Below are 6,393 nucleotides of genomic sequence, written 5' to 3' on the forward strand. Positions count from 1 at the left end.
TTTGTGTAGTCTATCGTTTTTCCTGCCGGATCAAGCGGCTGACGACGAAGACGCAGATGATGACCAGCAGCAACAGGATGGTTGCCAGGGCGTTGATCTGCGGGTTGACGCCCAGACGTACGGAGGAAAAGACCACCATGGGCAGAGTGGTTGAACCCGGACCGGAGGTGAAGCTGGCGATAACCAGATCATCCATAGACAGAGTAAAGGCCAGTAACCAGCTTGATAGCAGGGCGGGAAACATTAACGGTAACGTCACCAGCATAAAGACTTTGAGCGGGCGCGCCCCAAGGTCCAAGGCGGCTTCTTCCAGTGATCGATCAATGGTTTTTAAGCGCGATTGAATAACCACAACCACATAGGCCACGGAAAAAGTAATATGGGCGATGGAGATGGTCGTCAGGTCGCGTTTTTCCGGCCAGCCGATCAATTGTTCCATGGCGACAAACAGCATCAGCATGGTCAGGCCCAACAAAACTTCCGGCATGACAAGCGGCGCTGCAAGGACGCCTTGCAACATACTTTTGCCACGAAAGCGCCCAAAGCGCACAATCGCGATGGAAGCCAGCGTGCCCAGAACCACGGCAAAGGTGGCGGAGATCGCTGCGACTTTTAAGCTTTGATAAGCCGCGCCCAAAAGCTGTTCGTTGCGAAACAACTCGCCATACCATTTGGTGGAAAACCCACCCCAAACCGTGACCAGCTTTGACTCGTTGAAGGAATAGACAACAACCGCCAAGATCGGCAGATACAAGAACGCATAGGCAAACGCCATGGCGCTGAAAACGAAACCGGGTGTACGCAGTCTCATTGGTCGCGTTCCTCCAACACTTGCTGGTGGCGTTGCCATAAAACGAGGGGAAGAACGAGGATGACCAGCATAATCACCGCCACCGCGGAAGCTAACGGCCAGTCGCGGTTGAGGAAAAATTCATTCCACAAGACTTTGCCGATCATCAACGTGTTGGCCCCACCCAACAGGTCAGGGATCACAAACTCCCCAATTGCCGGAATAAAGACCAGCATGGAGCCTGCGATAATCCCCGGCATGGATTGCGGGATGGTGACGGACAAGAAGGCCTGCATCGGCTTGGCCCCCAGATCGGCTGCCGCTTCCAGCAAGGAATAATCCATCTTTTCCAGACTGGCATACAGCGGCAGGACCATAAAGGGCAGGTAGGAATAGCTGATCCCCAGATAAACCGCAAAAGGCGTATGCAGCATGACAAGCGGTTGATCAATGATGCCAAGCGCCATCAAAAGATGGTTGATCAATCCTTCATTTTTCAACAAGCCAATCCATGCATAGACCCGAATAAGGAAAGACGTCCAGAACGGCAAAATCACCAGCAGCAACAGGATATTGCGCACCTTTGGGCTGGCGCGTGAAATGCCAAGCGCCATGGGATAGCCGATGAGGAGACAGATCAACGTCGAGATCGCCGCGATCTTGATGGAGTTGGTGTAGGCCGCAAAATACAGACTGTCGGAGATGAGAAAATAGAAGTTCTCCATCGTGCCGTGGATTTTAAACAGCAGACCACCCGCCCATTCAAAGACCTCCGTATAAGGCGGGATGCCTGTGCGGGTTTGGGAGAAACTGATTTTCAGCAGAATGAGGAACGGCAGCAGGAAAAAAACGGTCATCCACAGGAACGGGATCAGCAAAACGCTTAACCGTCCCAGCTTGTTTGCCGTTTTTGACATCAGCCCCGTCATTGCGCCAACACCACAGCGTTGTCCGGATGCCAATAAAGCAGCACTTCATCCCCCCATGTGATTTTACGTTCCGCGGTATGCTGGAAGTTCAGTTGCGAGGCTTGCAGCACACGCCCGCTTTCCAGTTCCACGTGATAAATGGACATATCGCCCAGATAGGCGATGTCTTTAACGGTGCCCGCAACGCTGTTCAGCTCGTCACTGATTTCTTCTTCCAGGGTGATGCGCATTTTTTCCGGGCGGATCATGACGGCAACGGGGGCGTTATTTTCCGCAAAGTCATGACGTTTGATGCTGAAGTCCTGACCCAGTTCGCGACATTCGATATAGGCGTTGGACTCGTCTTCTTTTTGCAGGATCCCTTCAAAGATGTTGGCTTCCCCGATAAAGTCGGCGACATAACGGCTGTGCGGATATTCGTAAATCTGGCTGGGTGTGCCGACTTGTTGCAGCATACCCGCGTTCATTACCCCAATGCGTGACGACATGGTCATGGCCTCTTCTTGATCGTGCGTGACCATGATGAAGGTAATGCCCGTTAGTTCCTGAATATTCACCAGCTCAAATTGGGTGCGTTCACGCAGTTTTTTATCAAGGGCGGCAAGCGGTTCATCCAGCAGCAGGACTTTCGGCAGCTTAATCAGGGCGCGGGCCAAGGCCACACGTTGACGCTGACCGCCGGACATCTGGTGCGGTTTGCGTTTGCGCATGCCTTCCAGTTCGACCATTTTCAGCATACTGGCGACGCGGTCTTCAATTTCTGACTTGGGGGTTTTTTCTTGTTTCAGGCCAAAGGCGACATTTTGTTCGACCGTCATGTGCGGGAACAGGGCGTAGGACTGAAAAACGGTGTTTACCGGGCGTTCAAAGGGTGGGATGTTGGTCAGGTCGACACCATCAATGATGATGCGCCCGCTGGTGGGTTTTTCAAAACCTGCAATCATCCGCAACAGGGTGGTCTTGCCACAACCTGACGCGCCGAGGAGGGAAAAAAGCTCGTTCTTTCCGATATCAAGGGAGAGGTTGTTGACGGCAACTTCTTCCCCAAAGGTTTTGGTAACATTTTCAATGCGGATAAAGGGCTGTGTATCCAACGACTGAATTCTCCAACAAGAAGATAAGAGAGACAGGCCAGCCCCCCGGTAAAGGGGCTGGCCTGTCGGTTGTGTGTTACTGGTTTGTTTTCAGGCGTGTCCACTCACGGGTCATTTGGCGCATGTAGCCACGTGATTTTGGCGGCAGGCTGAAAAACGCGTTGCGTGTTTCTTCAGACGGGTAGATCACCGGATCGGCTTGACGTTCTTTAGAGACAAATTCCGTCGAGCCTTTGATCGCATTGGCATAGCCAACCGCATCGGTGATCGGACCGACCACATCGGCGCGCATCATAAAGTCGATAAATTTCTTGGCATTTTCCGGATGCGGGGCATCTGCCGGGATCGCCATGACGTCGATCACCACTTGTGCGCCTTCTTTCGGCAAGAAGACCACCACATTGACACCATTGTTGGCCTCAATCGCACGGTCACGCGCTTGGATCATATCCCCACCATAGCCATGAGAGACGCACAGGTCACCGTTTGCCATATCGTTGATGTTGGTGGAAGAATGGAAATAGCGAATGTATGGGCGAATGGCCTCAATTGCGCCAGAGGCTGCTTTTAAATCCGCCGGATCTTCAGATTTCGGGTCTTTGCCAAGGTAGACCATGGCCGCTGCAAAGACTTCGGTTGGGTCATCCAGCAGGGAAATGCCGCAGCTGCTTAGTTTTTTCGCCCATTCCGGGTTAAAAATCAAAGACCAGCTATCGACCGGCGCACCGGGGGCCAGCTCATTCACCTTATCCACATTGTACGCCACACCCGTGCCCGCGATCATGTAGGGCACAGCATGTTTCAGCAATTCCGGATCTGCTTTGTTGAGGCTGGCGGCAACACCGTCTTCAATATTAGCCATGTTCGGCAGTTTGGTTTCATCCAAAGGCAGGTAAATACCCGCTTTGATCTGGTTGGCAACAAACGGCAGTGCGGTTGGAAAAACCACGTCATAGCCGGATTTGCCCGCCATCAATTTGGCTTCCAGCATTTCGTTGGAGTCATACACATCATAGTTAACCGTGATGCCGGTTTCCTTGGTAAATCGCTCAAGGGTATCTGCAGCGATGTAATCGCTCCAGTTATAGACGTTCAGCACTTTCTCTTCTTCGGCCTGAGCCTGTGAAAAAGAAATAACACTCAAGGTCACAGCCACCGCTGCACAACATTTTTTCAGTACTGACATTGAAAACTCCACACGACCTCCGGAACGTATCAACAGAGGCGTAATACAAAATAAAACCAACCGCTTCGGGAGGGAAAACGGATACGTCTATATTGGGAAACAGAGGCCCCATGTCAAATGAAAATTCATATTTAAAACAACGATTTTTTCACGTGGTTTTGGCGGAGGTGGAGGGGGAGGGAGGGAGTTGTGGCTGGTTAGTTTGGGAAAAAGGATTCAGTGTGTTTTTCCGGCATTTAAGATTTTGTTAGTATTTTCATGAAAATAATTCTTTTAGACCTGCTGCAATATTGCGAGGGTAGACTTCTAATAGGTCAACCATTTCTGAAATATCTACATCTTTGTCTTCACATAGTCTATGAACTTCTGCTGTGGTGATAGTCGGTACTTTAGGGTCAGGACTCATTGATTGAGGTAAAAGATCAACGACGCAGCGATGCAGATCGTTGAAAAGAATGTATGAGCACAACGGTCGTATCTGGTTGCTACACGTCGCCAATCCTTGAGTTTCCCAAATATATTCTCGACTTTGAGCCGCTGTTTATAAAGTTTGCCGTTAAATTTAATTTTCTGCTTTCGGTTCTTTTTTGCCGAGATACAGGCTTTAATCCCTTTTTCTCGTAAGGCATCTCGAAACCAATCGGCATCGTAGCCACGATCCGCCAACACCCATTTGGCAGGTGGCAAGGCATCCACAATTAAACTAGCCCCTTTGTAATCGCTCATTTGCCCTTCTGATAAAAGCAGGACGACAGGTCGCCCCTGACCGTCACAAACCGCATGAAGTTTGGAGTTTAGTCCGCCTTTTGTTCGCCCGATACGACCGGGAACATCCCCTTTCATCGTCTCTTCGAACGAAGTGAGGGAGATTGAGCAGGCTGGCAGCCGTGCGATGGGCCTTGAGATGTGGTGCATCAATTTGAAGATGCTCTGGAATATCCTGATCAGCTGCAAGACCGACAAATATCTTGTCAAAAATGCCCATTTTGCTCCAACGGATAAAGCGATTATAGAGCGTTTTATGAGGCCCATAATCTGCTGGAGCATCCCGCCATTGAAGTCCCCCTTTCAAGACATGAATGATCCCTGAAATCACGCGTTTATCATCCACACGAGGAATGCCGTGAGATAAAGGGAAATAAGGTTCAATACGTTTTAGCTGCTCATCACTCAGCCAAAAATGATCACTCATAAACAGGTCCTCCTGATCTGAATGAATCACAATCAGCTTGATGAAGCTAGAAAATTAATAGGCCCTGAGCCTAGCTTACAACGCTGTTTAACACACTCAATGCCCGCGTTTTGAATCACACCGAAAGTCATACTGGCCTGCGCATTGGGGATTACAGGGATAGAGATCAGCCTCCCCAGTCACACAAGCTACTGGGTGGCGCTCTTCTATCTCGCGATTGCGGCCTCGGTTCTGGGGTTTACAGCCTACCTGATGTTACTGGCGCGCATCGGCTCTGCACAAGCGGCCTATACCACCGTTCTCTTCCCCATTGTGGCGCTGACGATTTCAACCTTTGTGGAAGGATATGAATGGTCCGTCCTCTCCGTGTTTGGCCTGTGCCTCGCCCTTGGTGGCAACATTGTGATGTTTGCCAAACCCAAGATAAAGCCCGTCCTGACACCCGGTCCCGTCAAACCCTAGAAACTTGCTTCAACGGTTATTTTGACTCTCTCAAAGCGCAAAAGGCTGTGATACAAGGGAGCATCAGTTTTAGCGATAACAATGAGACAAAACATGAGCCAATTTGAAAATGTGACACTGGTTAAAGAAGCCAACTTCTATTTTGAAGGCAACGTCACCAGCCGTACCGTCCTGTTTGCAGACGGGTCCAAAAAAACACTGGGGATCATGATGCCCGGTGAGTACACGTTCGGGACAGCCGAAGCCGAGATTATGGACATACAAGCAGGTGAAGTTGACGTCCTTCTACCCGGTGAAACAGACTGGCAAACCTTTACCAAAGGCCAGACTTTCAACGTGCCTGCCAATGCGTCGTTTGACATTAAAGTCAAAGACGTCACGGACTACTGCTGTTCTTACATCACAGCCTAAAACCGGACAGTAAACAGGCCCGCCTTTCAACGGTGGGCCTCAGATTGCTGACAAAGGTCTCGCCTTGGCGAGGCCTTTGTGATTCAATGAGGAATGCTTAAAAAACGCGGTCCTCAACAAACGGAACTTGAGATGGTCAGTCTGGATAGTCTGGTTCCGTCCAACCATCTTTTGCGCAAAATTGATGCGCATATTGATTTCAGTTTCATTCACGACAAAGTGGCGCCTTTATATTGCGCCGATAATGGTCGACCTCCGCTTGATCCGACTATGTTGTTTAAGGCTTTACTGGTCGGTTATCTCTTTGGCATTCGCTCCGAGCGTCAGTT

General features: G+C 50.3%; 9 protein-coding genes. 3 read left to right on the forward strand and 6 right to left on the reverse strand.

Annotated features, from left to right (window positions below; translation table 11 throughout):
* Positions 1–10: 10 nt before the first annotated feature.
* The 6 genes from Q397_RS0111865 to Q397_RS25410 all read right to left on the reverse strand — a co-directional run bounded on the left by Q397_RS0111865 (position 11) and on the right by Q397_RS25410 (position 5,191).
* On the reverse strand, positions 11–811 hold the full coding sequence (locus Q397_RS0111865) for an ABC transporter permease subunit (RefSeq protein WP_028879610.1): 801 nt from the start codon (positions 809–811) through the stop codon (positions 11–13).
* Positions 808–1,707, reverse strand: a complete 900-nt coding sequence (locus tag Q397_RS22245; RefSeq protein WP_240475066.1) for an ABC transporter permease subunit — start codon at positions 1,705–1,707, stop codon at positions 808–810. The genes Q397_RS0111865 and Q397_RS22245 overlap by 4 nt, the downstream gene beginning before the upstream one ends.
* Before the next feature lie 8 nt (positions 1,708–1,715).
* Complete coding sequence (locus Q397_RS0111875) at positions 1,716–2,813, reverse strand: ABC transporter ATP-binding protein (protein WP_156950705.1); 1,098 nt, start codon at positions 2,811–2,813, stop codon at positions 1,716–1,718.
* Positions 2,814–2,889: 76 nt separating this feature from the next.
* Complete coding sequence (locus Q397_RS0111880; protein ID WP_028879612.1) at positions 2,890–3,999, reverse strand: polyamine ABC transporter substrate-binding protein; 1,110 nt, start codon at positions 3,997–3,999, stop codon at positions 2,890–2,892.
* A 402-nt stretch (positions 4,000–4,401) separates the two neighbouring features.
* Positions 4,402–4,884, reverse strand: a complete 483-nt coding sequence (locus tag Q397_RS25405; RefSeq protein WP_240475068.1) for an IS5 family transposase — start codon at positions 4,882–4,884, stop codon at positions 4,402–4,404.
* Positions 4,769–5,191, reverse strand: a complete 423-nt coding sequence (locus Q397_RS25410; RefSeq protein ID WP_240475067.1) for a transposase — start codon at positions 5,189–5,191, stop codon at positions 4,769–4,771. Before Q397_RS25410 ends, Q397_RS25405 begins: the two co-directional genes overlap by 116 nt.
* Positions 5,192–5,335: 144 nt before the next feature.
* Between Q397_RS25410 and Q397_RS22250 the strand changes: the two genes are divergently transcribed.
* The 3 genes from Q397_RS22250 to Q397_RS0111900 form a co-directional block, all read left to right on the forward strand.
* A complete protein-coding gene (locus Q397_RS22250) occupies positions 5,336–5,653 on the forward strand; it encodes an EamA family transporter (RefSeq protein WP_205618826.1) in 318 nt (105 codons plus the stop codon).
* A gap of 93 nt (positions 5,654–5,746) precedes the next feature.
* Entirely contained in the window at positions 5,747–6,064 is a 318-nt protein-coding gene (gene ppnP, locus Q397_RS0111895; RefSeq protein WP_028879615.1) for a pyrimidine/purine nucleoside phosphorylase, read from the forward strand.
* 93 nt (positions 6,065–6,157) lie between these two features.
* On the forward strand, positions 6,158–6,393 hold a 236-nt coding region (locus Q397_RS0111900; RefSeq protein WP_028879616.1), incomplete at its 3' end, for an IS1182 family transposase.

Source organism: Terasakiella pusilla DSM 6293 (genome assembly GCF_000688235.1).
Taxonomy (GTDB): Bacteria; Pseudomonadota; Alphaproteobacteria; order Rhodospirillales; family Terasakiellaceae; genus Terasakiella; species Terasakiella pusilla.

Coding starts and splice junctions, on each gene's coding strand:
- Q397_RS0111865 (WP_028879610.1), bottom strand. CDS start 811: ATGAGACTGCGTACACCCGGTTTCGTTTTCAGCGCCATGGCGTTTGCC.
- Q397_RS22245 (WP_240475066.1), bottom strand. CDS start 1,707: ATGTCAAAAACGGCAAACAAGCTGGGACGGTTAAGCGTTTTGCTGATC.
- Q397_RS0111880 (WP_028879612.1), bottom strand. CDS start 3,999: ATGTCAGTACTGAAAAAATGTTGTGCAGCGGTGGCTGTGACCTTGAGT.
- Q397_RS25410 (WP_240475067.1), bottom strand. CDS start 5,191: ATGAGTGATCATTTTTGGCTGAGTGATGAGCAGCTAAAACGTATTGAA.
- ppnP (WP_028879615.1), top strand. CDS start 5,747: ATGAGCCAATTTGAAAATGTGACACTGGTTAAAGAAGCCAACTTCTAT.